Annotated in this window: 25 protein-coding genes; 9 read left to right on the top strand and 16 right to left on the bottom strand. The window is 73.4% G+C overall.

All coding sequences use genetic code 11. The features are described 5' to 3' along the window. Nucleotides 1-87: 87 nt before the first annotated feature. On the top strand, nucleotides 88-1278 hold the full coding sequence (locus tag KV557_RS18715) for a S1 family peptidase (RefSeq protein ID WP_218201689.1): 1191 nt from the start codon (nucleotides 88-90) through the stop codon (nucleotides 1276-1278). A gap of 73 nt (nucleotides 1279-1351) precedes the next feature. Here KV557_RS18715 and KV557_RS18710 read toward each other — a convergent pair whose 3' ends face one another. Further along, nucleotides 1352-2206 carry an SDR family NAD(P)-dependent oxidoreductase gene (locus KV557_RS18710; RefSeq protein WP_218201686.1) on the bottom strand — a complete coding sequence of 285 codons (855 nt, stop codon included), beginning with the start codon at nucleotides 2204-2206 and terminating at the stop codon, nucleotides 1352-1354. A 177-nt stretch (nucleotides 2207-2383) separates the two neighbouring features. Between KV557_RS18710 and KV557_RS18705 the strand changes: the two genes are divergently transcribed. Then, nucleotides 2384-4138 (top strand): SpoIIE family protein phosphatase, encoded by a 1755-nt coding sequence (locus tag KV557_RS18705; RefSeq protein ID WP_218201684.1) that lies wholly within the window; start codon nucleotides 2384-2386, stop codon nucleotides 4136-4138. A gap of 104 nt (nucleotides 4139-4242) precedes the next feature. On the opposite strand, the gene KV557_RS18700 is transcribed toward KV557_RS18705, so the two are convergent. From KV557_RS18700 to KV557_RS18675, 6 genes are all read right to left on the bottom strand, one after another. Beyond that, nucleotides 4243-5436 carry a trans-sulfuration enzyme family protein gene (locus tag KV557_RS18700; RefSeq protein ID WP_218201681.1) on the bottom strand — a complete coding sequence of 398 codons (1194 nt, stop codon included), beginning with the start codon at nucleotides 5434-5436 and terminating at the stop codon, nucleotides 4243-4245. 116 nt (nucleotides 5437-5552) lie between these two features. Beyond that, nucleotides 5553-5924 (bottom strand): hypothetical protein, encoded by a 372-nt coding sequence (locus tag KV557_RS18695; protein ID WP_218201680.1) that lies wholly within the window; start codon nucleotides 5922-5924, stop codon nucleotides 5553-5555. 170 nt (nucleotides 5925-6094) lie between these two features. Then, nucleotides 6095-6754 (bottom strand): double zinc ribbon domain-containing protein, encoded by a 660-nt coding sequence (locus tag KV557_RS18690; protein ID WP_218201678.1) that lies wholly within the window; start codon nucleotides 6752-6754, stop codon nucleotides 6095-6097. A 169-nt stretch (nucleotides 6755-6923) separates the two neighbouring features. Beyond that, nucleotides 6924-7172 carry a hypothetical protein gene (locus tag KV557_RS18685; protein ID WP_256177609.1) on the bottom strand — a complete coding sequence of 83 codons (249 nt, stop codon included), beginning with the start codon at nucleotides 7170-7172 and terminating at the stop codon, nucleotides 6924-6926. A gap of 157 nt (nucleotides 7173-7329) precedes the next feature. Further along, complete coding sequence (gene lepB, locus KV557_RS18680; protein WP_218201675.1) at nucleotides 7330-8259, bottom strand: signal peptidase I; 930 nt, start codon at nucleotides 8257-8259, stop codon at nucleotides 7330-7332. A 67-nt stretch (nucleotides 8260-8326) separates the two neighbouring features. Then, nucleotides 8327-8926 (bottom strand): helix-turn-helix domain-containing protein, encoded by a 600-nt coding sequence (locus KV557_RS18675; protein ID WP_218201673.1) that lies wholly within the window; start codon nucleotides 8924-8926, stop codon nucleotides 8327-8329. Nucleotides 8927-9191: 265 nt separating this feature from the next. Here KV557_RS18675 and KV557_RS18670 point away from each other — a divergent pair, with 265 nt between their 5' ends. Further along, nucleotides 9192-9551 (top strand): hypothetical protein, encoded by a 360-nt coding sequence (locus KV557_RS18670; RefSeq protein WP_218201671.1) that lies wholly within the window; start codon nucleotides 9192-9194, stop codon nucleotides 9549-9551. Nucleotides 9552-9621: 70 nt separating this feature from the next. On the opposite strand, the gene KV557_RS18665 is transcribed toward KV557_RS18670, so the two are convergent. Further along, nucleotides 9622-11193, bottom strand: coding sequence for a hypothetical protein (locus tag KV557_RS18665; RefSeq protein ID WP_218201670.1), 1572 nt, complete (start codon nucleotides 11191-11193; stop codon nucleotides 9622-9624). A 364-nt stretch (nucleotides 11194-11557) separates the two neighbouring features. Next, on the bottom strand, nucleotides 11558-12379 hold the full coding sequence (locus KV557_RS18660) for an SDR family NAD(P)-dependent oxidoreductase (protein WP_218201668.1): 822 nt from the start codon (nucleotides 12377-12379) through the stop codon (nucleotides 11558-11560). Nucleotides 12380-12823: 444 nt separating this feature from the next. On the opposite strand from KV557_RS18660, the gene KV557_RS18655 reads away from it, so the two are divergent. After that, on the top strand, nucleotides 12824-14161 hold the full coding sequence (locus KV557_RS18655; protein WP_256177608.1) for an NAD(P)/FAD-dependent oxidoreductase: 1338 nt from the start codon (nucleotides 12824-12826) through the stop codon (nucleotides 14159-14161). A gap of 7 nt (nucleotides 14162-14168) precedes the next feature. Here the strand turns inward: KV557_RS18655 and KV557_RS18650 are convergent, their stop codons facing one another. Then, nucleotides 14169-15140 carry an ATP-grasp domain-containing protein gene (locus KV557_RS18650; protein ID WP_218201666.1) on the bottom strand — a complete coding sequence of 324 codons (972 nt, stop codon included), beginning with the start codon at nucleotides 15138-15140 and terminating at the stop codon, nucleotides 14169-14171. 236 nt (nucleotides 15141-15376) lie between these two features. On the opposite strand from KV557_RS18650, the gene KV557_RS18645 reads away from it, so the two are divergent. Further along, entirely contained in the window at nucleotides 15377-16978 is a 1602-nt protein-coding gene (locus tag KV557_RS18645; RefSeq protein ID WP_218201664.1) for an ABC-F family ATP-binding cassette domain-containing protein, read from the top strand. Nucleotides 16979-17073: 95 nt separating this feature from the next. Here the strand turns inward: KV557_RS18645 and KV557_RS18640 are convergent, their stop codons facing one another. From KV557_RS18640 to KV557_RS18620, 6 genes are all read right to left on the bottom strand, one after another. Next, nucleotides 17074-17826 (bottom strand): class I SAM-dependent methyltransferase, encoded by a 753-nt coding sequence (locus tag KV557_RS18640; protein WP_218201662.1) that lies wholly within the window; start codon nucleotides 17824-17826, stop codon nucleotides 17074-17076. Nucleotides 17827-17900: 74 nt separating this feature from the next. Continuing rightward, nucleotides 17901-18263, bottom strand: coding sequence for a hypothetical protein (locus KV557_RS18635; RefSeq protein WP_218201660.1), 363 nt, complete (start codon nucleotides 18261-18263; stop codon nucleotides 17901-17903). Next, a complete protein-coding gene (locus KV557_RS18630) occupies nucleotides 18251-18886 on the bottom strand; it encodes a hypothetical protein (RefSeq protein WP_218201658.1) in 636 nt (211 codons plus the stop codon). The genes KV557_RS18635 and KV557_RS18630 overlap by 13 nt, the downstream gene beginning before the upstream one ends. Nucleotides 18887-18964: 78 nt before the next feature. Continuing rightward, a complete protein-coding gene (locus KV557_RS45130) occupies nucleotides 18965-19225 on the bottom strand; it encodes a zinc ribbon domain-containing protein (protein WP_445156343.1) in 261 nt (86 codons plus the stop codon). A 3-nt stretch (nucleotides 19226-19228) separates the two neighbouring features. Next, nucleotides 19229-20434, bottom strand: a complete 1206-nt coding sequence (locus KV557_RS18625) for a glycosyltransferase (RefSeq protein WP_218201657.1) — start codon at nucleotides 20432-20434, stop codon at nucleotides 19229-19231. Then, a complete protein-coding gene (locus KV557_RS18620) occupies nucleotides 20431-21258 on the bottom strand; it encodes a MerR family transcriptional regulator (protein ID WP_218201654.1) in 828 nt (275 codons plus the stop codon). The genes KV557_RS18625 and KV557_RS18620 overlap by 4 nt, the downstream gene beginning before the upstream one ends. A 222-nt stretch (nucleotides 21259-21480) precedes the next feature. Between KV557_RS18620 and KV557_RS18615 the strand changes: the two genes are divergently transcribed. The 4 genes from KV557_RS18615 (at nucleotide 21481) to argG (ending at nucleotide 25331) form a co-directional block, all read left to right on the top strand. Then, the gene (locus KV557_RS18615; protein ID WP_218201651.1) at nucleotides 21481-22035 is read left to right on the top strand and encodes a YbaK/EbsC family protein; all 555 of its coding nucleotides are present in this window, start codon (nucleotides 21481-21483) and stop codon (nucleotides 22033-22035) included. Between the two features lie 103 nt (nucleotides 22036-22138). Then, nucleotides 22139-22801, top strand: coding sequence for a rhomboid-like protein (locus KV557_RS18610; protein ID WP_256177607.1), 663 nt, complete (start codon nucleotides 22139-22141; stop codon nucleotides 22799-22801). An 88-nt stretch (nucleotides 22802-22889) separates the two neighbouring features. Next, the gene (locus KV557_RS18605) at nucleotides 22890-23744 is read left to right on the top strand and encodes an SAM-dependent methyltransferase (protein ID WP_218201649.1); all 855 of its coding nucleotides are present in this window, start codon (nucleotides 22890-22892) and stop codon (nucleotides 23742-23744) included. A 162-nt stretch (nucleotides 23745-23906) separates the two neighbouring features. Beyond that, nucleotides 23907-25331 (top strand): argininosuccinate synthase, encoded by a 1425-nt coding sequence (gene argG / locus KV557_RS18600; protein ID WP_218201647.1) that lies wholly within the window; start codon nucleotides 23907-23909, stop codon nucleotides 25329-25331. Nucleotides 25332-25440 lie beyond the last annotated feature (109 nt).

The following is a 25440-nucleotide window of genomic DNA, read 5'->3' as shown; positions in this document are numbered from 1 at the left end:
AGCACGGGGGTCTTTGGCATGTTCCTGGCCCATGGCTGCGATGGCTACGGTCTCCCCAACCCCCACGCGAACCGAGGAGACTCCCCCATGCTCCGATTCCGTGCGCTCGCGGCTGCCTGCGCCCTGGCAACCGTCGCACTCGCCGCCGCCCCCGCCGCCGGCGCCGGCGCCGGCACTGACGACCCGTCCATCGCCGCCGCCCTGACCACCGCCCAGACCCGGCCCGTCGCCACATCAGCCGCACCGCCCGCACTGCTCCACGCCCTCCAGCGCGACCTCGGCCTCTCCCCGCAGGCCGCCGCCGACCGGCTCGCCCACGAGAGCCGGGCCGCCGCTACCCAAACCGCCCTGGCCGACGCGCTCGGCAGCCGCTGGGCCGGCGCCTGGGTCACCGGACCCGACGCCACCCTCGTCGTCGCCACCACCGACGCCTCCGCCGCCCGCACGATCACCGCCCACGGCGGCACCGCCACCGTCGTGCGGCACAGCCTCGCCACCCTCGACGGGGCGAAGGCCGCCCTCGACCGGGCCGTCGCCGCCACCACCCCGGAAGCCACGCCGCTCTGGTACGTGGACGTCACGGCGAACACCGTCGTCGTCCAGTCCGCCGACGCCGACCGCACCGAGGCGTTCCTCCGGCAGTCCGGCGTGGACCGCGACCTCGTCCGGGTCGACCGCGCCGCCGACGCCCCCAGGCCGCTGGCCGACCTGCACGGCGGCGACGCCTACTACATCGACAGCGCCGCCCGCTGCTCGATCGGCTTCCCGGTCACCCAGAACGGCCAGCCCGGCTTCGTCAGCGCCGGCCACTGCGGCCAGCCCGGCTCCAACGCAACCGCCTCCGACGGCAGTTCGATCGGCACCTTCCAGGGCTCCACCTTCCCCGGCAACGACTACTCGTGGGTCCAGGCCGACCCGAGCTGGACCGCCCAGCCGCAGGTCAGCGACTACTCCGGCGGAGCGGTGACGGTCTCCGGCTCGTCCGTCGCCCCCATCGGCTCCTCGATCTGCCGCTCCGGCTCCACCACCGGCTGGCACTGCGGCACCGTCCAGGAGTTCGGCGCCACCGTCAACTACGCCGAGGGCACCGTCTACGGCCTCACCCGCACCGACGTCTGCGCCGAACCCGGCGACTCCGGCGGCTCGTTCATCTCCGGCAGCCAGGCGCAGGGCGTCACCTCCGGCGGCTCCGGCAACTGCACCTCCGGCGGGACGACCTTCTTCCAGCCCGTCAACCCGATCCTCCAGGCCTACGGCCTGACCCTGGCCACCGGCTGATCCCCCCCCTCGGTGCCCCTGTCGTCCTCCGTCAGCCTGACGGAGGACGACACCGGCGTGTACGTCAAATCCCTCAGCCCGCCACCCAACCGCCGGTCATCGCCTGCACCACCGAGCCGTCCAGGTCGGCCAGCTTGGTGCCGGCGAACGCCCGGGCCGCCGCGGAGGTCTGGATCCGGAACGGGGGCTGCTCTACCGTCAGCGCCTCGACGACCGGCGCGGCCGCCTCCGCCGGCGTCTGGGCCTGCCCGAACGCCTTGAGGGTGCGGTCGACGTAGGCCTGCAGCGCCGGGGCGTACGGGCCGGCCGCGGTGAGCAGGGCGGGCACGTCGAGGGCCTGGTTGCCGATGAACTCGCTGGCCACCGCGCCCGGCTCGACCACGCTGACGTGCACGCCGACGGTCGCGGCGACCGGAGCCAGCGACTCCATGAAGCCCTCGACCGCGAACTTGGCCGCGCAGTAGGCCTCGTTGAACGGCTGGCCGACGACCCCGCCCACGCTGGTCACGGTGATCACCCGGCCGCCGACGGCACGCAGGTGCGGCAGTGCGGCCCGGGTCACCTCGACGACGCCGAAGAAGTTCACCTCCATGGTGGACCGGACCGGCTCCATCCCGCCCTGCTCGATCGTGCCGACGCGCCCGGCGCCGGCGTTGTTGACGACGGCGTCGAGCCGGCCGTGCCTGGCGAGGACGGTGTCCAGGCAGGCGGCCACGGAGGCCGGGTCGGTCACGTCCAGCCGTTCGACCTCGATCCGCTCACCGACGCCCGCCTCCTCGGCCTCGCGGCGCAGCGCCTCGGCGCGGCCGGTGTCGCGCATGGTGGCGACCACGCGGAACCCCTCGCGGGCGGCAGCCACGGCAGCGGCGAGGCCGATGCCGGAGGAGGTGCCGGTGATGAGGACGATCGGAGCGGCGGTGGTGTCCATGCTGGCCTCTTGTCATTCACGGGAAGGTGTGTGCGTGTGCACGCACTCTATATTTGCGTGTGCGCACACGCAAATAGAGTGCGCGACGGAGTGGCTTCTGCCACAAGACCGCCTCCGGGTGGTCAAGGTTTCACCCTCTTATGGGCGTGCCGCGCCCAAGGGCGTGATCATGGGCGTATGCAGTTCCGGCACGGCAACCGAGCAGAGGACGCCCCGCGCCCGACGACCGAGACGACCGCCACCCGGTCCCCGGCGGCGGCGGAACTCGCCGCGGGCCGTGGCGCGATCACCGGGAGCGACGGCCCCGATCTGCTCCGCGACGTCCTCGACACCGCCCCCGTCGCGGTGGCGCTGCTCGACGACCGGCTGAGGTGGCAGTACGCCAACGCCGCCTTCACCGCCGTCACCGGCCTGCACCGCGCCGACCTGCTCGGCCGCCCCGCCGAAGGCACCGCCTTCGCGGGTGCCACCGGTACCATGCGCCGTGTCCTCGCCGACGGCCGCGACCGCGAACACGCCACCGGCGGCCCCGACACCCCGGGCGCCCCCGTGCCGCCCGGCCTGCGAGTGCGCTACCGGCCGCTGGAACACGCCGGACGGATCACCGGGGTGGTCGTCGTCGTCCTCGACGACCCCGACCCCGCCCGGGAACAGCTGCGCGAACTCGAACAGGCCCGCGCCCGCCTCGCCCTCCTCGACGCCGCCGCCGAACGCATCGGCACGACCCTCGACGTCGACACCACCTGCGCCGAACTCGCCGCGTTCGCCGTCCCCGGGCTGGCGGAACTCGTCATCGTCGACGTCCTGCCGCCCGAGGCCGTCGGCGACCAGGCCTTCCGCGGTGCCGCCACGCGCCTGCACCGCGCCGCCGCCCAATCCGTCCCCGCGCTGCACGCCGCCCTCGCCGAGCTGGCCCGCCCCGGCGAATCGATCCGCCACCCCGAGGGCTCCGCCGGCGCGCGCAGCCTCACCGACGGCGTCGCCGTCCTCACCGACGGAGCCGAGTACGCGGCCGACGCTGGGTCCGCCGCCGGCGCCGGGTACGCCGCCGGCCTCACCTCGCTGCTCGTCCTGCCGCTGGCCGCCCGGGGCCGGATCATCGGCCTGCTCACCCTCGGCCGCACCGACGCCGCCCCTGCGTTCACCCAGGAAGAGGCTGCCCTGCTCGGCGACCTCGCCGCCCGGGCCGCCACCGGCATCGACCACGCCCGCCGCTTCACCCGCTCCCAGGGCATCGCGCTCGAACTCCAGCACGCCCTGCTCAGCGAACCCGGCAACCCGCACCAGAACCTCGACCTCGCCTTCCGCTACCTGCCCTCCGGCACCACCTCGGTGGTCGGCGGCGACTGGTACGAGACGGTACGCCTGCCGTTCGGCCGCACGCTGCTCGTGATGGGCGACGTCATGGGCCACGGCGTCGAGGCCGCGGTCGACATGAGCCACTACCGCTCGACCCTGCGCGACGTCGCCGGCATGGACCTGCCGCCGCACCGGATCCTCCGCCAGCTCGACACCGTCATCTCCGCCAACGAGTCCGCCCGCCCCGCCACCTGCCTCCTGGTCCTCGCCGACCCCGGCCGCGGCCGCTGGACCCTCTCCAGCGCGGGCCACCTCCCGCCCGCCCTCATCACCCCCGGCCGCCCGACCGAACTCCTGGCCATCCCCACCGGCCCCCCACTCGGCACCGGCCTCGGCGGCTACGAGCAGATCACCCACCCCCTGACCGCCGGCCAGACCCTGCTCCTCTACACCGACGGCCTGATCGAGCGCCGCGACGAGGACATCGACGCCTCCCTCGCCCGCCTCGCCGCCCTCCGCCTCCCCGCCGAGGGCGAACTCGACGACCTCCTCGACGCCCTGCTGCACTCCCTCACCCCGGCAGCCGCCGAGGACGACATCGCACTGCTCGCAGCCCGCCCCCGCGCCCGTTAGCGCTGCGGCCGGTCAGCGGTGTCTCCCGGTCGCCGGGCCGGGAGACACCGAGCAATCGAGCAGAACCCTTCGTCAGCCCGCGCAAGGAGGAAGTCTGCCCGCCCTCACGCCTTGGCGAGCGCCTGCTCCAGGTCCGCCCACAGGTCCTCGGGGTGCTCGATGCCGACCGCCACCCGCACTGTGCCCGGGCCGATGCCCGACGCCGCCAACTCGGCGTCGTCCAGCTGCCGGTGGGAGGTGCTGGCCGGGTGCAGGACGAGGGTGTGCACGCCGCCGAGGGAGGGCGCCAGCGAGGCCAGGCGGACGGACTCGGTGAAGGTGCGGGCCGCTTCGCGCCCGCCCGCGAGGTCGAACGCGAGCACGCCGCCGTGGCCGTCGGGGAGGAGGCGGCGGGCGAGGTCGTGGTCGGGGTGGGTGGGCAGGCCGGGGTAGTGGACGGCAGTGACCGCGGGGTGGGCGGCGAGGCGGCCGGCCAGGTCGAGGGCGGTGTCGCAGTGACGCCGGATCCGCAGGGCGAGGGTCTGGAGGCCGCGCAGGGTGAGCCAGGCGGCGAACGGGTCGGCGGTCGCACCGAGTTCGATCGCGTGGTGCCACACCTTCCGGTGCAGCGCGTCGTCGGCGAAGACGGCGAGACCGGCCAGCACGTCGGAGTGCCCGCCGAGGTACTTGGTCGCCGAGTGGATCACGATGTCGGCGCCGTGCTCGATGGGGCGGCAGAGCAGCGGGGTGGCGAAGGTGTTGTCCACGACGCTGACGACGCCGGCGGCCTTGGCGACGGCGATCAGGCCGGGCAGGTCGGTGACCCGGGTGGTCGGGTTGGAGATGGTCTCCAGGTGCAGCAGCCGGGTGTTGGGCCGCAGGGCGGCCGCGACCTCGGCGGGGTCGTCGCCCCGGACGTGGGTGACCTCGACGCCCCAGCGTTCGGCGAGGTCGGCCAGCATCGCGAAAGTGCCGCCGTACAGGCTCTGTTGGGCGACGACGTGGTCACCGGAGCGCAGCAGGGCGAGCAGTACGGTGTTGATGGCGCCCATCCCGGAGGCGGTGGCGAGCGCGCCCGTCCCGCCTTCCAGGCCGGCGACGGCTTCTTCGAGCGAGCGCACCGTCGGGTTGCCGTAGCGGTTGTAGAAGAACGCTTCGCCGGGGCCGCCGAAGGCCTGCACCAGAGCGTCGCTGGTGTCGAAGGCGAACAGGTGGCTCTGGTGCAGCGGCACGCCCATCGGGCGGCTGCCGTTCACCTCCGTGACGGGCGGGTGGACGATCCGGCTCTCGGGGTGCAGCGTGCTGTCGAAGTCGCTCATGGCGGCCATCCTCGGGCCGGTTCGCCTGCCGTGCCCAGGGCCAATCGCATCCAAGTGGCCCGGGCACCCAGCCGCTCACCGCCGAACCGCTCACCGGCCGTTGACGCGGGGCACCCTCACCTGCGGCGCCGGAAGATCCGCTTCACGAAGTAGATGATGCCGACGATCAGCAGCACGATGAACAGAATGATCAGGATGATCACGACCAGCAGGAACTTGCCCAGCTTGGCGAAGAAGCCCGACTTCTTCTTCTGCTGCTGCACCGCCAGGTGAGCAGCCTGCTGCCCCCGCTCGCCCTGTACGGCGGCCTCCCCCGCCGCCGGCCCCTCAACCGCCCCCGCCGCCGCGGCAGTCGGGGCGGACGCGGCCACCGCCGCCGGCCGGGGTGCGGCCACCGCGGTCGCGCTCGACGCCGCGGCGGTGAGGCCGGCGGTGGCCAGCAGTGCCACCAGGGCGCCGGCTATCGAACGTGCGATCCGGTGCGTCATCGTGCTCCTCGTACAGGTCTGGAACGGCGCCGCTCCACCCAGGGTCTCGCGGCAACTGTGGAGGATGACGACGTGCCCGGTCGCAGCGGTTCCCACGGAGCAGAAGAGCAAGGGAGCGACCCCCCCTGGAATCCGCCGAGACCCGGGGTCGCTCCCAGGTCGCGCGAGCGTCAGCGCCTGGTACCGCACGACGGGCAGAACGCGGAGCCCTCGGGCACGTCCTTGTGGCACTGCGCGCATTGCACCGGCTGCGCCAGGCGGTAGCCGCAGCCCGGGCAGAACGGCGTGCCGTGCGTCTCCGCCTGGCACTGCGGGCAGACCAGCTGCCGCGGCGCGTTGACGTCGAACTCCGCCCCGGACTGCTGGCCCACGTTGTAGGCGCGCTCGGAGACCATGTCGTTGAGGCCGCGCCGCTGCGCCGCCATCGCCTCGGCCGCGGTGTCCGGGGCGCAGTTGTGGCACAGGCCCTGGCCCGGGTCGAAGCAGCGGCCGCAGACGTAGTTGGTGCAACGGGCACAACGGTTGAAGTGCGTCTGGGCGTTGGTTATCGCGCGCTGGAACGCGGCGTCGCGTGCGCCGCCCCAGGTGTGGCCGGCCAGGCCGTCGGCGGCGTTGCTGATGGTGTTGGCGTTGCCGCCGATGAGGTTCCAGGCGGCGCTGACGCCTTTGCCGATCCACCCGGCCACCTGACCGGTGGTGAACGCCTCGAAGGACGAGCGCCAGGTGTCGGAGCAGCGGTAGCAGTAGAACTCGAACTGGAAGCCGGCGCCGGTCCCGTGCTGCTCGCAGAGGTCGCGGTAGTTGCTGCTGAAGTAGATCTCGGAACTCACGTCGTCCCCGGTCGGTGAAGTGTCAGGTCGGTGAAGTGTCAGGTCGCTGCCGTGGCGGGTCGCCGAAGCGGCAGGTCGGCGCTCCCCCACGGCGACCGCGCACGAAGGGACGTTCCCACGAACCGGCCCGGTTCCACCAGTTCCCTGACGCCCAGGCCCCGAACGCCCCTCAGAGCCCCGCCACCGGCAGCAGGACCACCCGGGCCGGGTCGAACCGCTCCCAGCGGGCCGGGCGTCCGCTCCGGGTCACCCGTAGCCGGCACCACCGGTCCCCGCCCGCGTCCTGCCACCACCCGCTGATCCGCCCGAGCACCCAGGAACCGTCCGCGAGGTGCACCTCGACCGGCTGGTACACCCACCGGACGTCCGGGTCCACCGGGTCCCCGCCGTCCGCAGGACTGCGCCGACTCTCCACCACGGTTCCGCCTCCCGACCCGGACTTGGCCGAACGGCCTCCCCGAGTCGGGCGGCCACGCGACCAGGCGTGCAGGTCACCTTCGGAACTCTACAGGGGTGTAGAGGAGAGCGGGCGGAGTTCGGCGGAAGCCCGGCGGCCCCGGCTCAGCGGCCCCGGCTCAGTTGCGCCGGCGCGCGGCCCGGCGGCGCCGCCACAGCGTCAGCGGCACGGCCGCGACCAGCGCCGCCGCACCCGGGACCGACGGCGCCTCCAGCGGGGAGGGGGCGGCGTTGCCCTGCCGGCCGAGCGCCTTCTGGTCGAAGGTGTCCGGCACCGGCAGGGTGTCCCAGCGCGAGATCGGCCACGCGACCACGAAGGCCCGGCCGATGACGTTGTCCACCGGGACGAAGCCGTCGCCGGTCTCGTTGTGGTGCGGCCGGGAGTCGCGCGAGTTGTCCCGGTGGTCGCCCATCACCCACAGGTGGTCCTTGGGGACGGTGACGGTACCCACCGAGTCGTTGTCGCAGGGCGTCGACCCGGGGTAGATGTACGGCTCGTCGAGCACGACGCCGTTCACCTTCACCGGGCTGCCCTTCTTGCACTCGACGGTGTCCCCGCCGACCGCGATCACCCGCTTGATCAGGTCCTTCTCGTCCGCCGACGGCATCAGGCCGACGGTGCTCAGCGCCTTCTGGACGGCGCCCATCACCGAGTCGTCCGAGGGCTTGGGCCTGCCCTCCAGCCAGCCGCCCGGATCGCGGAAGACCACCACCTCGCCGCGTTCGGGCTTCGCGCCGAACCAGGGGGTGAACTTGTCGACCAGCACCCGGTCGCCGACGTCGAGGGTCTGTTCCATGGAGCCGGACGGGATCGAGAAGGCCTGGACGAAGAAGGTCTTGATGCCGAGCGAGAGCAGCAGGGCGATCACCAGGAGAATCGGCAGCTCCTGCCAGAACGGGCGCTTCTTCTTCCCCTTGGCGTCGTCCTCGTTGGCGTCGCTCTCGTCGCCGTCGTTCTCCTTGCCGTCGCTGTCCTTGGCGTCAACAGCCTCGCTGTCCTCGCCGGTCCCACCGCTGTCGCCCGTCTCCGTGCTCTGCTGGACACTCATCTCCTCGGCCCCTCCCGACGGCCTGCGGGAGCCCGGAACGGAAACCCCCCGCTGTCAGGAAACGAACCTACCGAACGGAGGTTCCCGGGCGCGCGCGGACGTGGATCCGCTCGCCCTGCGGACCGAACAGGCTGAGGAACTCCACCGGCTGCGAACCGGCATTGCCGAAGGCGTGCGGGGTGCGGGTGTCGAACTCGGCGGCCTCCCCGGCGGTCAGCACCAGGTCGTGCGGCCCGAGCATCAACCGCAGCCGGCCGGACAGCACGTACAGCCACTCGTAGCCCTCGTGCACCTTCAACTCCAGGTCGGGCCCGGCGCCGTGGCCCGGCGGCATGATGTGCTTGTAGGCATGCAGGCCGCCCAGGTGGCGGGTGAGCGGGACGACGGTCTGACCGTTCCTGGTCACCGGACGCGGGTGGATCCGCGGGTCGCCGGTGGCCGGGGCGCCGACCAGTTCGTCCAGCGGCACCCGGTACTCCCGGGCCAGCGGCAGCAGCAGCTCCAGGGTCGGCTTACGCTGCCCGGACTCCAGCCGGGAGAGGGTGCTGAGCGAGATCCCGGTGGCGGCGGCCAGTTTGGCGAGCGTGGTGCCGCGCTCCCGCCGCAGCGCCCGCAGCCGGGGGCCCACCGTGTTCAGGACGTTCTCGAAGTCTGCGTCGTCGGCCATACCTGCCATTCGCCGACGCGGCAAGGGTGTTTGTCAAACCGGCACACCGGACGGTCCAGGGCCTGGGGCGTGTCTGACAATTCCCGGCGCATGCGCGCGGCGTCAGGGTGCGTGCATCGCAAGGCGGAGGAGGGAGTCCATGCGGTGGGGGCACCTCCCGGCCGAAGGCTGGGGGACATCGGCGACCGACGACAACGCAGCGAGGTGCGTGCCCTGGCGTCGCGCGGTAGGCGGGAATTGTCAGACACGCCCTAGGCTTCCCGCCATGCGCATTGAGCTCACCAGGGACAGCGTCGCGATGGGCGACGACGCCGATGCCCCGCACACCTCGTCGCTGGAGGTCCCCCAGGACGCGAGCGTCCGGCAGGCACTCGCCGCGATCGGCGTACCCCGCGCCTACCTGGCCACCATCATGAGCGACCGCGCCACCTGGATCGCGCGGGCCGGTGACGGCACCGCGCTCGCCGTGGTCGCCCAGCAGTGGCCGGAGCCCCGGCTCCTCCCGGCGGGCGAGGGCCCGCTCGCCCGCTTCGCGGACCCGGCCGGGACTGTCCGGCTCGACTTCGAGTACCGGCAGCAGAACGACCCCGATGCCGAGTACGAACGCCTGGCGCAGCAGGGCTGAGGAGCCAAAACCTGCCGGGGCCCGGTGGCGGACGAACCGTCACCGGGCCCCGGCCTGTCTGAAACGGCCTTCAGCGGTACTCGCGCAGCCGCGGGCGCACCCCGAGGGCGGTGAGCGCCAGGGCCACCACCAGCACCCCGGCCCCCAGGCCCGCCGTGGTGGTGTCGAGGCCGCTGTCGGTGTCGGCGACGGCCTGGTCCATCGCCCGGCCGTTGACGTCGATGGTGTCCCCGATCGCCTTGCTCAGCTGGTCGAAGTCGTAGTTGGACTGCCCAGGCGCCAGCCCGGTGTTGAGGGTCACCGCCTCCTTCAGCTTCCCGGCGTTGCGCAGGTCGCGGATCTTCCGGTCGTCCTGCTGGTAGGCCTGGAAGGCGGTCAGCACCCGCTCGGCGGCGTCCTGCTCGCCGGAGAAGGTGATGTTCTGCAGCTCCGTCCCGAGGTAGCCCCCGAACGGCACCGAGCGGTCGGCGTGGTGCTTGGCGACGGCCGCCGCCAGCCGGCCGTCGTACCCGGCGATGGTGGCGCCGTCGAGGCGGACGATCGCCTGCGTCTTGTCGAGGTAGCTCTGCTCGTACGCGACCGCGCGGGCCGGGTCGGTGAGGTAGCGGCTCTCGTCGGCGTTCATGTCGAACGCGACGGCGCGGGCGCGGCTGAGCGCGATCACCGAGTCGTAGGCGTTGCTCTTGGCGGTCACCAGGTTGTCGTCCGCCCGGGTGACCAGGTGCAGCCCGACCGCGAGGACGATGCCGGTCAGCAGGGTGACGGCGGCCAGCGCCGGGTTGACGACGCGGCGGTAGCGCACGGCGAGGGCCCGCTGGAGCGCCAGCAGGGCGGCGAGCGCGATCACGCCGACGGCGGCCAGCTGCCACCAGCCGCTGCTCAGGGCGGCGCGCTGCTGGGTGTAGGTGTGGTCGACCGTGGCCTGGTTGGCGGCGGTGACCTGGTCGGCGGCCGGCAGCAGTTGCTGGCGCAGCAGGTCGGTGGCCTGCCGGTAGGCCGCCAGGGCGTCGTCGGAGGGGCGCCCGGCGGGCGGCTTGGCCTGTTCCTCCAGCAGCTGGGCACGGGCCACCAGGGCCTCGTAGCTGCCGAGCTGGCCGAGCACGCGCTGGACGGCCTGCTGCTCGCCCGGGTCACCGGCGGCCGCCTGGGCGGCCTGCTGGAGGTCGTCGTCGGCCTGCGCGCGGCGCTGCTCGTAGGTGTCCAGGGACGTCTTGCGCATCGCGGTGAGGTCGGGGTCGGCCCCGGCCAGCAGCAGGTTGGCGGCCTGGGCGTCCATGTCGCTGAGCGCGAAGTAGAGGTCTGCGGCGCGGGTCGCCTGCGGGGCGGCGCGGTGGCCGATGGTGTCGGTGCCGTCCCGGGCGCCGCCGAGGACGGCGGTGGCGGTCGCGCCGAGGCCGATCAGGGTGGCCAGGCTCAGCGCGGTGAGGCCGCGGACGAGGCGCGGGGTGGTCCAGTAGGAGCGGCTGCCGACCCGGCGCGCGCCGTCCTTGAGCCGGGTGCCGAGGCCGGTCGGGAGGTGGTGCGGGAGCTGGGGTCCGGCGGGCCGTGCCGGGGCCGTGCCGGGGCTCGCCGCCGCCGGATCGGCCTCTGCTGGGCCCGCCTCCCCCGACGTGGCCGTTCTGCCGGTAGCCGCCGTGGTCATGACCGCACGTCCTTTTCCCCGTTGCACGGTCCGCGCGGGCCCCTCGTGGAGCCGCGGCGGAACCGTTTCTCTCCGCCGAGCGACGCTATTCCTGCGTCGTCGACGATGAGACGCCTCCTGACGTCTCCTTGACACCGCCGGGCGCCGATCTTGACGACTTCTTAGCGCCGAAGCCTGTCGAAGGTCGGCGATGTTCGTCAAGAACCGTTCGGACGCCCGGCGGTGCCGCGGTCAGGAGGCCGTGGAGGCGGTCAGCTCTGCCCGGCCTTGCGGCCGTGGTTCGCCTTCTTCTTCCGACGGGCCTTCTTCTTGCGGGCGCGCTTGGACATGGTGCTCTTCTCGGTGCTCGACGGGTGGGTGGGTTTCAGGCGGCCCGGCCGACCAGTTGGTCGGCGAGCTTCATCAGCCGCTTCTGCGAGCGCTCCTCCTGCACCACCTGCGCGGTGGGCGCGACCGAGCCACCGTCGTAGTAGGCGCCGTTGACGACCTCGACATCCGGCAGGCAGAGCCGGACGACGGCCGCCGCGCCCTCCGCCGCCGGCGCGCCGACCCGCCCGTACAGCGGGAGCAGCGCCGTCTCGCACTGGCCCGGGTTGAGGCTGACGGCGGTGATGCCGGAGCCGGCCGGGGCCATGTCGGCGGTGGCCATGGTGAGCGCGAGCTGGGACTGCGCGTACGCGGCGACCCGCGAGTACTTCTTCACCCGGTGCGGGTCCGACCAGTTCATCGAGGCGGTGCGGTGCAGGGAGGAGGAGACGTTGACGATCCGGGCGTCGCCCGCCGCCGAGAGCGGGGCGCGCAGCAGCTTGGCGAGCAGGTGGCCGGCCAGGAAGTTCACCTGGAGCGACACCTCGTTGCCGTCGTCGGTGAGGGTGCAGCGCTCCGGCGCCATCACGGCGGCGTTGTTGACCAGCAGATCCAGCGCCGGGTAGTGCTTGACGACCGTGCCGGCCAGCACCGCGACCTCGGAGAGGTGGGTGAAGTCCGCTGCGAGCTCGACGAGTTGGTCCCGACGGGCGCCGGCGTCGACCAGCCGGGCGACGGCCGCCTCCGCCTCGGCGGTGGTCCGGGCGTGCACCAGCACGGTGGCGCCGAGCCCGGCGAGCAGCCGGGCGGTCTCCCACCCGATGCCGGAGGACGCGCCGGTGACGAGGGCGATGCGGGTGGACAGGACAGAGTCGGACATGACCGTTTCCAAGGGTGCGTGGCACCGCCGGCCGTCGTCGGGCCGGGGTGCGGGCTCGAATTGCCTGATGAGAGATGCCTGATGAGATGCGAAACGCCGTACGGCGCATGCGCGCCCGCCCCCGCCCCGCGGCGACGGGGCAGGGTGCGGCGCGTGCCGTGCCCTCCGGCGGGGAGGCGCGGATCAGTGCACGGCGATGGCGGCCACGGCAGCGCGGACCGGCGGCCGCGTATGCGGCGGGCGGTCGTGATGGCGTACCGGGCGGTTCATGTCTCTCATCCAACCGGCCGGTGCGGGCCGGGGCAAGCGCCGCGCCGGCGCCCTGACGAATCCCTGACGCGGTCTCGAAAGCCGGGCGATCAGCGCCGGTTGCGGCGCTTGAAGATCAATTTCGTGGGGCCGAACCGATTACAGCGGCGCCACCGTCCAACTACGCTACGTGGCATGACTTCTTCGGAGACGGCCCCCGGGCGGGGCACGGCAGTGGTGATCGGCGGCGGACTGGCCGGGATGTTCGCGGCCTGGGCGTTGCGCGGCCACGCCGAGCGGATCGTGGTGGTGGAGCGGGACCGCTATCCGGCGGAGCCCGCGTTCCGCGCTGGGGTGCCGCAGGGGCGCCACGCGCACCTGGTACTGGAGGCCGGGCACCGGGCGTTGGAGGAGATGATGCCCGGAATCAAGCAGGAGTTGACGGACGCCGGCGCCACCCGGGTCGCCGCTTCGGGTGATCTGCGCTGGCTCAGCTCGGCGGGGTGGATGGCGGACTACCCGGCGCAGATGGCCTTCCTCTCCTGCACCCGGCCGGTCATGGACAAGGCGGTGCTGGACCGGGTCCGCGCCGAGCCGTCGATCGAGCTCCTGGAGGGCACCGAGGTGGTCGGCCTGCTCGGCTCGGCGCGGGCGGTGACCGGCGTCAAGGTCCGCGAGCGCGGCCCGGAGCGCGGCGAAGTCCAGGAGATCCCGGCCGAGTTGGTGGTGGACGCGGCCGGCCGCGGGACGCCGCTGCCCGGTTGGCTGGCCGAACTCGGCTGCCCGCCCGTGCCCGAGGAGCGGGTGGACGCGGGCGTCACGTACACCTCCCGGCTGTTCCGCCGCCCGGCCGGCGCCGACATCGGCTGCAAGGCGATCTACCTGCAGACCAAGGCCCCGGACGCCCCCCACCTGGGCGTGCTGCTCCCGGTCGAGGGCGACCGCTGGATCGTCAGCCTGGCCGGCATGCGCGGCGCCGAACCCGAGCCGGGCGAGGCCGGGTTCGACAAGCAGCTGACGCTGCTGCGCGATCCGAGCATCCGCGAGGCACTGCGCGACGCCGAGCCGGCGGGCGAGGTGCGCGGCTTCGTCCCCGGCCCCGGCGTGCGCCGGCACTACGAACGCCGTTCCCCCGAGGGCCTGGTGGTGGTCGGCGACGCCGCGAACACCTTCAACCCGGTCTACGGCCAGGGCATCACGGTCGCGCTGTTCTGCGCCCGGGCGCTGCGCCGCACGGCGCTGCGGCACGGCGGGATCGGGCACGCCACCGCGCGCGACGCCCGGCGCGAGGTCGCGGCGGTGACCAAGGACGCGTGGGTGATGTCCTGCACCGAGGACGTCCGCTTCGCCGCGACCACCGGCGGCCCGTCCGGCGCGATGCTCAAGCTGCAGCACGCCTTCCTGGACAAGGTACTCGCGGCCGCCACCCGCAACCCGGCCGTGACCTCGGCCTTCCACGAGGTGATGTCCCTGGTCGCGCCGCCGACCCTGCTCTTCCGCCCGGCAGTCCTCGGCGCGATCCTGCGGAGCTGACCTGCGCTCAGGGCCGCAGATGCGCGGCGACGTACGGGACGGCGACCTGCTCCACACCGCGCGTCCGGCCGAACGCGGGGTGGACGTTCACCTCGAAGACCACGCCGCCGCTCTCGGCGGCGAGGTCGACGCCGGCGAGCGGCAGGCCGACGGACTTGGTCGCGGCTACCGCCAACTCACCCAGACCTGGCGGCAGTTCGTCCGGGTCGAGCAGGATGGAGACGGCTCCCCGGCACTCGTTGCACGGCGCGTCGGGGTCCGGCTGGACGTGCTCCGTCACGCGGACGACACGCCCGCCGAGCACGACCACCCGGTACTGGTGGCGCCGTCCGTCCGCATTGAAGTTCCGGGCGTCCCGGGCGATCAGCCAGTCCGCGTCGGCGTAGTGCATTGCGGCAGTGGCGAGTTGGGCGTGGGTGGTGACGTGGAAGACGTCGTCGCCGCCCATGCCCACGCACGGCCGGGCCCAGACGTCGCCGCCGAGCTGCTCGAAGGCCTCGGCGGCGGCCTCCGGACTCGGCCGGGAGAGCGTGATCGTGGGCATGTGCGGGATGCCGTCGCGGGTGAAGCAGGCGACCGTCAGATCCTTCTCGGTGGCCGCCCGCCAGGCCTGGACGTCGGTACCGAGCGAGCGAACGCCGTGCGCGCGCAGCAGCCGCTGGCAGTGCGCGAACGCGGGACGCCGGTGCGGCGGGATCTCGTAGACGACGACCGTGTCCGTGGTCACGACGCGGCCCTCCGCCTCCAGCCGCACTCTGCCGGCGCCGTCGGCCTCGATCCGGCCGGTGCCGGCGGTCAGGTCGGCGTCGGCGGTCAGGTCGGCGTCGGCGGTCAGGTCGGCGTCGGCGGTCATGAAATGGCGAGCGTCGAGCAGGACGGGCGCGCGGCCGGTCAGCGTCCGGACGGCGGTGGCCATCGCGTCCCGGCTGCCTTCGGTCGAGCTGTGGTCGGTCAGGAGAACGAGATCGCTTGGGCCCATGGCGCCATCGAAGCGGTGGGCGTCCGGCCGTGACAAGACGGCCCCGTGCGCCACCGTTCGCCGCCGTGGCCGAAACCGCGCTGCTCATTGCGCCGTACATTGCGCAGGTAATTCGGATGCGGACCCTCCGCCCTCCCCGCTAGCCTCGGCCGCATGTCCACGCCCCGAATCTCCTAGCTGACGGACCCACCTCCACGCCACCCGTGTGTCCGTTCGCTGTTTCGGAGCGTTATCCCATGATCACCACCCGTGGTGTCGACGTGCGCGTCGGCGCCCGCCTCCTCCTGTCCGACGTCAGCCTGCACATCGCCCCCGGCGACCGGATCGGCCTGGTCGGCCGCAACGGCGCCGGCAAGACCACCCTGCTCGCCACCCTCGCCGGGCAGCTGCCGCCCGCCGCCGGGACGGTCACCCGCACCGGAGCGGTCGGCTACCTCCCGCAGGACTCCCGAGCCGCCGACCCGGCCGTCACCGTCACCGACCGAATCCTGTCCGCGCGCGGCCTCGACGCCGCCATCCGCGCGCTGCGCACCGCCGAGGAGGCGATGGCTCGCGCGGACGGCGCGGCCGCCGAGCGCCGGGCTATGGACACCTACGTGCGGTCCGAGGCCGCGTTCCAGTCCCGCGGCGGCTACGCGGCCGAGGCCGAGACCGCCCGGGTCGCGGCCGGGCTCGGGCTGCCCGCCCGGGTCATGGACAGCCCGGTCGGCGCGCTGTCCGGCGGACAGCGACGCCGGGTCGAACTGGCCCGGATCCTCTTCGCCGACCACGGCACCCTGCTGCTCGACGAGCCCACCAACCACCTGGACGCGGACTCGGTCGCCTGGCTGCGCGGCTTCCTCGCCGGCCACCCGGCCGGCCTCGTGCTGATCAGCCACGACGTCGGCCTGCTCACCGACACCGTCAACCGGGTCTTCCACCTCGACCCGCAGCGCGCCGCGCTCGACGTCCACAACACCGGCTGGCAGGCCTACCTCGCCCAGCGCGACGCCGACGAGCGCCACCGCGCCCGCGAGCGGGCCAACGCCGAGCGGAAGGCCGCCGCCCTCAACGCCCAGGCCGACAAGATGCGGGCCAACGTCGCCACCGCGACCGCCGCCCGCAGCATGGCCCGGCGCGCCGACCGGATGCTCGCCGACCTGGAGCCGGTCCGCCGGGCGGAGCGCACCGCCCGGATCCGGCTGCCCGAGCCCGCGCCCTGCGGCCGGATGCCGCTCGGCGCGATCAGCCTCACCAAGGCCTACGCCGGCCGGCCCGTCCTCAGTGGCCTGGACCTCGCCGTCGACCGCGGCACCCGGCTGGTGATCCTCGGCCTCAACGGCGCAGGCAAGACCACCCTGCTGCGGATCCTGGCCGGCCATGAGACCCCGGACGGCGGCCGGGTCGTCCCCGGGCCCGGGCTGCGGCTCGGCTACTTCGCGCAGGAGCACGACACCCTCGACCCGGCACGCACCGTCCGGGACAACCTCGCCCAGGCCGCGCCCGCCCTCACCGACGGCGAACTGCGGCACGTCCTCGGCGCGTTCCTGTTCCGCGGTGACGACGCCGACAAGCCGGCCGGCGTGCTGTCCGGCGGCGAGAAGACCCGGCTGGCGCTGGCCGGACTCGTCCACTCCGGCGCCAACGTCCTGCTCCTCGACGAGCCCACCAACAACCTCGACCCCGCCTCGCGGGCCGAGGTCCTGGCGGCGGTCGGCACCTACCCGGGCGCGATCGTGATGGTCACCCACGACCCGGGCGCGATCGAGGCGCTCCGGCCGGACCGCGTCCTGCTGCTGCCGGACGGGGACGAGGACCTGTGGAACGACTCCTACCTGGAGCTGGTCGGGCTCTCCTGAGTGACCCTGGGCGGTCCCCGCTGCGCGCGGGGGCCGCCCGGCTTCCGGGCCTCGATCAGGACTTCCCTGCGCCGATCACGACTTCCCTGCGCCGATCACGACTTCCGGGCCTCGATCAGGAAGCGCGCCGAGTGCGCGACGAACGACCCGTCCGCGCGGATCAGGGCGTCCAGCTCGCGCAACCGCTCCCGGTACGCCCCGACGGTGAAGCCCGGCACCATCCAGATCACCTTGCGCAGGAAGTACACCACCGCGCCGACGTCGAAGAACTCCATCCGCAGCCGCTCCGACCGCAGGTCCACCACCTCCAGCCCGGCGGCCCGCGCGGCGGCGCTCTCGTCCTCGGGCCGGCGGGCCTTCCGCGCCCCGGGCTGCGGCCCGAGGAAGTACTCGACCAGCTCGAACCCGGACGCCGGCCCGACGTGCTGCGCGAAGTACGTACCGCCGGGCCGCAGCACACGCGCGATCTCCGTCCAGTACGCCCGCACCGGGTGCCGGCTGCTGACCAGGTCGAACGCCTCGTCGGCGAACGGCAGCGGCGGCTCGTCCGGATCCGCGACGACCACCGCGCCCAGCGGGTGCAGCAGCTTCGTCGCCCGGGCGACGTTCGGCGCCCAGGACTCGGTGGCCGCCATGACCGGCGGGAAGCTCCCGGCCCCGGCCAGCACCTCACCACCCCCGGTCTGGACGTCCAACGCGGCGGAGACCCGGGCCAGCCGCTCGCCCAGCAGGCGCTGGTAGCCCCAGGACGGCCGTTCCTCGGTGGCGCGGCCGTCCATCCAGGAGAAGTCCCAGCCGGCCACGGACACCGCTTCGGCCTCGGCGATCAGCTCTTCGAAGGTGCGCATGTCCGTATCCTCGCGGCGGCGTGTCCGGGCGGCCAGCCGGTTTCAGTCGGCCGGCCGGTTGCGGTCGGCCGGTTTCAGCGGCGCTGCCGGTGCCCGTGCCGCAGCACGAGCCCGCGGACGACCTCCAGCCCGCCCGCCGCGATCAGCCCGGACACCGGCTCCGGGCCCCCGCCGTCCGCCTCGAACGCGACCAGCACGCCGGGCGTCTCGCCGCACCGCCGCGCCACCAGCGCCGCCTCGTCCGGCGTCGGCGCGCGGAACACCGGGTCCTGGAACGCCGCCGGGCACACGGCGTAGAGCGGGTCGGTGAACACCAGCTCCAGCCCGTGGTGGTACGCCAGGTCGTGGCCGGCGGCCAGGCGCAGCTCACCCGGGCGCCAGGACAGCACGTCCCAGTCCCACCACGAGCCGTCCGGCAGCTCGATCACTCCGGCCACGCCGCGCGGTTGCCCTCCACCTCGGCGATGCTCGGGTGCCGGACGGCGTCCAAGACCTCGTCCGCGAGGAGATCGGCGATCAGGGCGGAGGGGCCGAACACCTCGGTCGCGCTCAGGTCCCAGTCGGTGAGGACGAACCAGGAACGATCCAGCGGCCACCAGTGCGCCGGGAACTGCATCCCGCCCGGACGCGCCTCGTGGTGCTCAACTGCCTGGTCGAGTCGCCCCCGGTGGGCCGGGACGGGTTCCCCCGCGTCCTCGATCGCCGCCTGCGCCCAATAGCACTCCGTCGCCGGCCCGTCGGCGCTGTGCCGCGCCAGGACCTCGACCAGCCGGGCCAGGCAGTCCCGGTCCGGCACGCCGAGCTCGGGGAGTTCGAGGCCCGCGGGCCGGATACCGTCGAACACCAGGTACGACGGCGTGTACGGCCAGTCCGCCAGCCGTCGGCCGTGCGCCGCCAGAACGTCGGCCCAGCGCACCGGCTTCCCGTCGAGGTGCAAGGTGTGGAGCACCCAGCAGCGGTCGGCGAACCCGCCCCGCGGCTCGTGGCCGAGGATCGCCTCACCCGCCTCCAGCAGCGGACGCATGCCGCCCAGTTGGTCCTCGTCCGGCAGCCGCTCCACCCCGCGTCCCCCACTCCGTTCGGAATACCGGTGTCCCGTACCGGCTCGACCGGCCGAGGATAGCCGTTCCTTGAGACATCAGTAGACCTCAGGGATTTGCCCGTTTCTGGGCAAAGGTCCTTGTCTGGCCCGGCTGGGAGGCCGGCGCAAGGTAGACGCTTCGCGGCCACCAGCGGGACGAGGTCCCGTCTTACCGTCGGCTCCACGTTCGTTTTGCGTCTCCGGGCCACTCCCGGCGACGTGGCGCTTCACGAGGGAAGCGAGGTTGAGCGCGGCGTTCTCATCGCGGTCGATGATCAGCCCGCAGTGTTCGCAGATGAAGGACCGCGAGCCACACACCTCTCACCCGGCAAGCCCCGCCACCACCTCCGCGACACGGGTCGCGCCGTCCTCCTTCGCCATCTCCCGCGCCGCCGCCTCCGCGCGTATCCGAAACTCCCGCTCCTCGACGGCCTGCCGGATGGCGTCGGCCAGGCCCTCCGCCGTGAGCGTGGCGTACGGGACGGGGGCCGGCGCCGCGCCGAGGCCGGCCAGGCGGGATGCCCAGAAGGGCTGGTCGGCCATCACCGGGACCGGCACGCTGGGGACGCCCGCGCGCAGGGCGGCCGCCGAGGTCCCCGCGCCGGCGTGGTGGACGACAGCGGCCATGCGCGGGAAAAGGTGGGCGTGCGGGATCTCGCCGACCGTCAAGACCCCGTCCCCATCACCGGCCAGCCCCGCCCAGCCGGCCTGCACGACGCCCCGCATACCCACCCTCCGCAGGGCGTCGACCGCGAGCGCGCTCAGCCGCTCGCCGTCCCCCGCCGCCATGCTGCCGAAGCCGATGAACACCGGCGGCGGCCCGGCCTGCAGGAAGTCCTCGACCTCGCGGGGCAGCCGGTAGTCCGGTGCCACGTACGGCCACCAGGTGCCCACGACCCGCAGGCCGTCCCGCCAGTCGGCCGGGCGTGGGACAGGGGTCGGGCTGAAGCCGTGCAGGACGGGCCAGTTCTCGCGTTCGCGGGCGCGCCGCTGGGCGCCCTGGGCGAGCGGGAGCAGGCCGAGGCGGGTGCGCAGGCGGCGGGCGGCGTCGGTGTGGAGGCGGTCGACGACCCGTTGGCCGACGGCGCCGGCGGCCCGGTTGCCCCAGCGGCCGAGCGAGCGGGTGCCGCCGACGACCGGCGGGAACTCGCCGGTGGGCAGGGTGGGTTGCAGGTAGACGCCGACGCTCGGCACGTTCATCGCCTCGGCGAGGTGCCAGCCGAGCGGGGCGGTGGTGGTGGCGAGAAGGAGCAGGTCGGCGCCGGGCGCGGCGGCGTCGGCGAGCCCGTCACCAAGGCGCCCGATGAACGCGGCCGCCTTGGCGAGCAGGTTCGAGCGCTCACCCGTCGAGCCGCGCGGGTCGGCGGGGAGCGGCCGGAACTCGAGGCCGCTGTCCGCCACCAGACCGCCGAACGGTTCGGGCGCGGCGAGCGCGACCTCGTGGCCCGCCGCCCGCAGGTGGGCGCCGAGGCCGGTGTAGGGGGCGACGTCGCCGTGTGAGCCGGCCGCCATGATGAGGATCTTCACTGATCTTCCTTCGCGTCGTTCACGTGCTGTGCCTGCGACGGATCGGCCGTCTCCCCCGCCCGGCGCGCGGCGTTGGCGTCGATGGCCGCGCGGAGGTAGGCGGCGAGGCCGGGGCGTTGCTCGGCCGCCGGCACGACGAGGGCGAACGCCCGGGCGTCCGCCTCGTAGTCGTCGGCGATCCGGCAGTGCATTTCGGGCGGACACGGCGTGAACCAGCGGGTGATGTGCTGCCGGTGCTCCTCGGCAAGGTCCAGCACCTTCTCGTTCTCCCACGACAGGCCCCGGTCGAAGGCAACGAGCAGCTTCGCCCGCCAGACCCCGGCCTCGGCCATCAACTGCCGCCAGTCCTCCTTGGAGTGGGCCGCCGCGCGGGCCAGGGACTCCTGGTGGCCCTCGCGGTCGCCCCACTTGAGGTGGGCGTCGGTGGCGTAGCTGAGGTCGAAGACGACGTCGCCGAAGACCTCGAAGCGCTCCTCGGGTGTCAGGTCGATCCCGAGGTTGCGGACCTCGATCGCCCGCTCGGCGACCTCGACGAGCTTCTGCAGCCGGGCGATCTGCTCGGTGAGCGCCCGGCGCCGGGCCAGCAGGTGGTCGAGCGCGTTGGCCTGCGGGTCCGCCAGGATGGTGGCGATCTCGTCGAGCGGGAAGCCGAGTTCCCGGTAGAAGAGGACCTGCTGGAGCCGGGCGAGGTCTGCGGCGCTGTAGAGCCGGTAGCCGGCCGGGCTGCGGTCGCTGGGCGACAGCAGCCCGGACCGGTCGTAGTGGTGCAGGGTCCGCACCGTGACTCCGGCGAATCCGGAGACCTGCCCCACCGACCAGCTCATCGTTCCCCCGTGCGTCCGTGCCGTTCCGCTACGCCCCACCGTGCGGCCTGACGTGGGGTAAGGGTCAAGACTCGCAGGTCAGCGGCGTGCCCGGACGCGGCAACTCTGCCTGGCGCAACGCATCGCCCCATAACCCCACACCCCGTACCCCACGCCCCGGCTGCCGCCGGCCGGGGCGCACCAACGGCATCGGTCACGTTCTGCGTTCGCTACAGTCGGGCCATGAGCGATCAACTCCGCGCCCCCTTCGGCACCTTCCCTGTCGTCCGCGCCGCTCTGGAGGCGTGTGACGAGCTCGCCGCTCCCGTGGCGGATGCGCTGAAGAACTGGGAAGCGGCGGGCTCGGTGCTGTACGTGGACACCGACCCGGAGAAGGCGGACACGGCAGTGTTCTGCGAGGCCTACGACGCGCCGCCGGAGTGCTCGGCGAACTGTGTCGTCGTCGCGGCGAAGCGCGGCGGCGAGGTCACGTTGGCCGCCTGCCTCGTCCTCGCGACGACCCGGCTGGACGTGAACCAGGTGGTGCGCAGGCATCTCGGGGCGCGCAAGGCCTCGTTCGCGCCCATGGACACCGCCGTCGCCGGGACGGGCATGGAGTACGGCGGCATCACCCCCGTCGGACTGCCCGCCGCCTGGCCGCTGCTGATCGACGAGGCGGTGGCCGCCGCCCCGCACGTGCTCGTCGGCAGCGGGCTCCGCCGGGGCAAGCTGATCCTGCCGGGCCCGGCGCTGGCCCAGCTCCCGGGGGCCGAGGTGCTGCCGGGCCTCGCGGCCTGATCAGAGCACCCGCCCGGCGCCGATAGGCTGCCAACGTACTGCCGGGAGACCGGCAGGGGCCCGGGTGGGCTTCACCGGACGGCGGGAACGGCAGGCAGGCAGTATGAGGGATCGCAGCGCGACGGCGCTGGACGAACGGCAGGACGCCGAAGGCAGGCGCGGGCCGGTGCTGCGGGTGGTGGCCCGGCTTCGACTCACCGCCGTGTACGTGCTGCTGCTCACCGCCACGGCGAGCTGGCTCGCGAGCCAGAGCCGGGGCGAGCGGGCCCGGTTCGTGCGGCACAACAGCAGCAACGTCCACCACATGGAGGTGGGCAAGTGGTGGACGCTGTTCACCAGCGGGCTGGTCGTCGACGGAGTGCCGGCGTGGGCCGGGATCGCGGCGGTCGCCGTCGTGCTCGGGCTGGCCGAGTGGCGCTGGGGGGCCGTCCGGGCCGGGGCGGTGTTCGTCTTCGGGCACCTGGGCGCCACGCTCCTCACCGAGGGGGCGATGTGGGTGATGCTCACCGCCCGGATCCCGGGGGCGCTGTCCCGCGCCCGTGACGTCGGCATCAGCTACGGCCTGGTCGCCACCGGGGCCTGCCTGCTCGCCCTGGGCCCGGTACCGCTGCGCAGGTACGGCCTGCCGGTGCTCGCCCTGGCCCTGGCCGCCGCGTGGGCACTGGACCAGGAACTGGCCGACGCCGGCCATCTCATCGCCCTCGGCCTCGGAGTGCTGGCCTCCCGCTCCCGCTGGCTGCGCCGCCGGGCCCCGGTGCCCGCCTGAGCTCCGGCCGGGCCGCTATCATGCGCGGACGTTCGATTGGCTGCGCGTCCGCCGGATGACAGCCGCTCAGTTCCGCGGAGGGGACCGGATGTTCGACGCCGACAACGCCAGGAAGACAGATCTCCGGGCAGATTTCCAGACGGATCCCCAAACGGATCTCCGGACGGATCCGCAGAGAGATCTCCAGACCGATCGCCCGCACCCGGCGCGGATCTACGACTACTGGCTCGGCGGAAAAGACAACTTTCCGCCCGACCGCGTCGCGGCCGAGCACGCAATCGCCGCCGCGCCCGACATCCCGGAGGCGGCCCGTGAGAACCGCGCCTTCCTGCGCCGCGCGGTGCGGTACTGCGTCGAGGCCGGCGTCCGCCAGTTCATCGACATCGGCTCCGGCCTGCCCGCCCGCGGCAATGTGCACGAGGTGGCGCAGGAACTGGCCCCGGACGCGCGCGTCGTCTACATCGACAACGACCCGATCGTCCTCGCCCACGGCCGGGCCCTGCTCGCGGACAACCGCAGCACCACCGTCCTGACCGGCGATCTCCGCGACGTGGAGGAGCTGCTGGACCGCGCCGAGCTGCGCTCGCTGATCGACCTGTCCCAGCCGGTCGCCGTCCTCCTGCTCGCCGTTCTGCACTTCGTCGACGACGCGCAGGCCGCCGCCGCGGTCCGGGCGGTCCACAGCCGGGTCGCACCGGGCAGCCACCTCCTGCTCTCGCACAGCACCGGCGAGGGCAACCCGCAGCGGGCCGCCGAGGTGGCGAAGACCTGGGAGAACACCGCGTCGAACATCAACGGGCGCGGCCGGGCCGAGGTCGAGGCGTTCTTCGAGCGCTGGGAACTGCTGACGCCCGGCGTCGACTTCGTCCCGCTCTGGCGCCCGGACGGTCCCACCGAGCACACCACCCGCTGGATGTACGCCGGCGTCGGCCGCAAGCCCTGACGGCCGGCACCCGGTCGTGGCGGCCGGCCCCGGCCGCCGCGATCGTATTCTCTTGCGGTACTCTGCAAACCTATGCCAGGGTGCCGGTGTCGGAACCAGTGCCGAAACCGCCCACACGTCGCTAAGTCAGGGGCCCGCACGCTGCGGGTCTAGGGTGCACGCATGTCGAAGGTCTTGAGCAAGCTGCCGGTCGGTGAACGGATCGGCATCGCATTCTCCGGTGGATTGGACACCTCGGTCGCGGTCGCGTGGATGCGCGAGCACGGGGCCATCCCGTACGCGTACACGGCGGACATCGGCCAGTACGACGAGCCGAACCTCGCCGACGTGCCCGAGCGCGGCCGCTCCTACGGGGCCGAGCAGGCGCGGCTCGTCGACTGCCGGGCGGCGCTGGTCGAGGAGGGCCTGGCCGCGCTCGCGTGCGGCGCCTTCCACATCCGCTCCGCCGGGCAGACGTACTTCAACACCACCCCGCTCGGCCGTGCCGTGACGGGCACCCTCCTGGTCCGTGCCATGCACGAGGACGAGGTCTCGATCTGGGGCGACGGCTCCACCTACAAGGGCAACGACATCGAGCGGTTCTACCGCTACGGCCTGCTCGCCAACCCCAGCCTGCGGATCTACAAGCCGTGGCTGGACCAGGCGTTCGTCACCGAGCTCGGCGGCCGCAAGGAGATGTCCGAGTGGCTCGCCGAGCGCGACCTGCCCTACCGCGACTCCGCCGAGAAGGCCTACTCCACCGACGCCAACATCTGGGGCGCCACCCACGAGGCCAAGCGGCTGGAGTACCTGGACGCCTCGATGGAGATCGTCGCCCCGATCATGGGCGTCGCCTTCTGGGACCCGTCGGTCGACATCCGGACCGAGGACGTCACCGTCGACTTCGAGTTCGGCCGCCCGGTCCGGATCAACGGCCGGGAGTTCGGCAGCGCCGTCGAGCTGGTGCACGAGGCCAACCGCATCGGCGGGCAGCACGGGCTCGGCATGTCGGACCAGATCGAGAACCGCATCATCGAGGCCAAGAGCCGCGGCATCTACGAGGCGCCCGGCATGGCGCTGCTGCACATCGCCTACGAGCGGCTGCTCAACGCGATCCACAACGAGGACACCCTCGCCACCTACCACACCCAGGGCCGTCGGCTCGGTCGGCTGCTGTACGAGGGCCGCTGGTTCGACCCGCAGGCGCTCATGCTGCGCGACAGCCTGCAGAAGTGGGTCGGCCAGGCCGTCACCGGCAGTGTCACGCTGCGGCTGCGCCGCGGCCAGGACTACTCGGTGCTCGACACCCAGGGCCCGAACTTCAGCTACCACCCCGAGAAGCTGTCCATGGAGCGCAGCGTCGACGCCGCGTTCGTCCCGGACGACCGGATCGGCCAGCTGACCATGCGCAACCTCGACATCGCCGACTCGCGCGCCAAGCTGGAGCAGTACGCCGGGCACGGGCAGCTCGCGCCCTGGAGCGGCCTGATCGGCGAGCTGGCACCGGGCGGGGCGGCGCCGATCGCGGCGGGCAGCGAGGACGCGGACGCCGTGGCGGCGGACTCCACCGCCCTCGACCTCGCGGCGATCGAGTCGGGCACCGACTGACGGATCCCCGGACGGATCGCCTGACGGATCGTCCGAGCGCCTGCGGGCCGCTGCACGCACAGTGCCGCGGCCCGCAGCCGTACTCGCACCGGCCGACGAGGCCGTCGAA

Origin of the sequence: Kitasatospora aureofaciens, assembly GCF_019192735.1 — a bacterium.
Classification (GTDB): Bacteria; Actinomycetota; Actinomycetes; order Streptomycetales; family Streptomycetaceae; genus Kitasatospora; species Kitasatospora aureofaciens_A.
The sequence above is the reverse complement of the archived record's forward strand: the minus strand, read 5'-3'. Positions and strand labels throughout refer to the sequence as shown.